Below are 1484 nucleotides of genomic sequence, written 5' to 3' on the forward strand. Positions count from 1 at the left end.
ACGATACGACAGATCACCAACAGTGTTCCTGTCAGCTATCGCTCTCGCCGCTCTCGTCATCTTCTGGCTATGAATGATAACGAGTCCTGACCCTAAGTCCCGCTCAGCTGACCTTGACCTCCGGTCTCAGTGCCAATTTGGCGTGCTGGCGAGGCGAACGGCGGGTGAGAGCCCATATCGCAGTTTTCTGCCACGCAGCATCCTAAATGGTCAGTAAAACCTATTCGCGCCAGAAGCCGGTCTCAGGTATCTGATTGATCGTCACATGCTAAACCCTGATCGGCGCGCTCATGGATTCTGATGAATTTGCTCTTATTGTGGAAGGAAACCCGACGAACCGGGCTATCCTAGAGCGTCTGACTGACACAGGGCTAAGAGATGTTTGGTTAGTATCCGGATGTCTTTTCCAAACTGTTTGGAATAGCAGAACTGGGCGCTCACCCCACTACGGCATCAAGGACTATGACCTCTTCTATTTCAATGACGATGACCTGTCATGGGAAGCTGAGGATACCGCAATCCGTCAAGCTATGCGGGCATTTGAAGGATTGGACGCAGAGATCGAAATTCGAAATCAAGCTCGAGTGCACCTTTGGTACCCACAGAAATTTGGAATGCCATATGATCCGTTGCGAAGAGCGACCGATGGCATCGACCGCTTTCTTGCTACGGCCTGTATGTTTGGTGTTTCGGGCTCAGCCAATGGTGTCGCGAATGTATATGCGCCCAAGGGCTTTGCGGACCTTGAGGGGCTAGTTATCAGGCCGAATTCGCTTACAAACTTCGATGCAGAAACCTACCGAAACAAAGCGCTCAGATGGCAAAAGCTTTGGCCCGAACTTCGTGTTGAAAGTGTGGACTGACCTACTTCTAGCACTTTTTCGGAGGTCGGCTTAGTCCCGCATTCCTTCCGCTCGATGATGGTTGGTGGCTGCACTTGCGGCGAACGTCTGCTCCCTCCATTGCTCGTGCAGCGTGGGACCGGCGCGAGGCTCGCAGGTTCCGCGACTTTGCAAATGTCGCTAACTGCGCTTCCCTGTCATTCGACCAGGGCGCAGCGTCGCTTCGACAATCTTACCAGCCCGAGGGTCCGCTCCTGGCAAGTGTTTTGTGTCTGCAGCGAGGTCTGCGCCGTACTAGGCGTCTGTTTATCCATTGGCTAGCACGAGAGAGACATGGAACTTGGCGACATCACGTGATGTGCCCCCATCGAGTGGTCCAATTTGAATGTTAATGCATCGTCGGTCTTTGGTCTATCAGGACGATGCTTTTGGGCGCTGGGGGCCGGTATCCTAAGGCGCTGTGGGGCCTAACAGTGTTGTAGTGGCGACGCCAGCGTTCGATGAGGATCTGTGCTTCACGCAGCGTGGTGAAGACCTCGCCGTTTAGTAACTCATCCCGGAAGCGGGCGTTGAAGCTCTCGCAGTAGCCGTTCTCCCAAGGTGATCCCGGGGCAATGAATGCGGTCTTCGCGCCCACGGCAC

Annotated in this window: 2 protein-coding genes; one reads left to right on the top strand and one right to left on the bottom strand. The window is 54.2% G+C overall.

Annotated elements, in window-relative coordinates:
* Nucleotides 1-290 precede the first annotated feature (290 nt).
* On the top strand, nucleotides 291-863 hold the full coding sequence (locus CLV89_RS22225; RefSeq protein ID WP_106165749.1) for a nucleotidyltransferase family protein: 573 nt from the start codon (nucleotides 291-293) through the stop codon (nucleotides 861-863).
* Nucleotides 864-1230: 367 nt separating this feature from the next.
* On the opposite strand, the gene CLV89_RS22230 is transcribed toward CLV89_RS22225, so the two are convergent.
* Nucleotides 1231-1484: integrase core domain-containing protein (locus CLV89_RS22230; RefSeq protein ID WP_133166708.1), on the bottom strand; the 254-nt coding region annotated here is incomplete at its 5' end.

The sequence above is a fragment of the Tritonibacter scottomollicae genome, assembly GCF_003003215.1.
Taxonomy (GTDB): Bacteria; Pseudomonadota; Alphaproteobacteria; order Rhodobacterales; family Rhodobacteraceae; genus Epibacterium; species Epibacterium scottomollicae.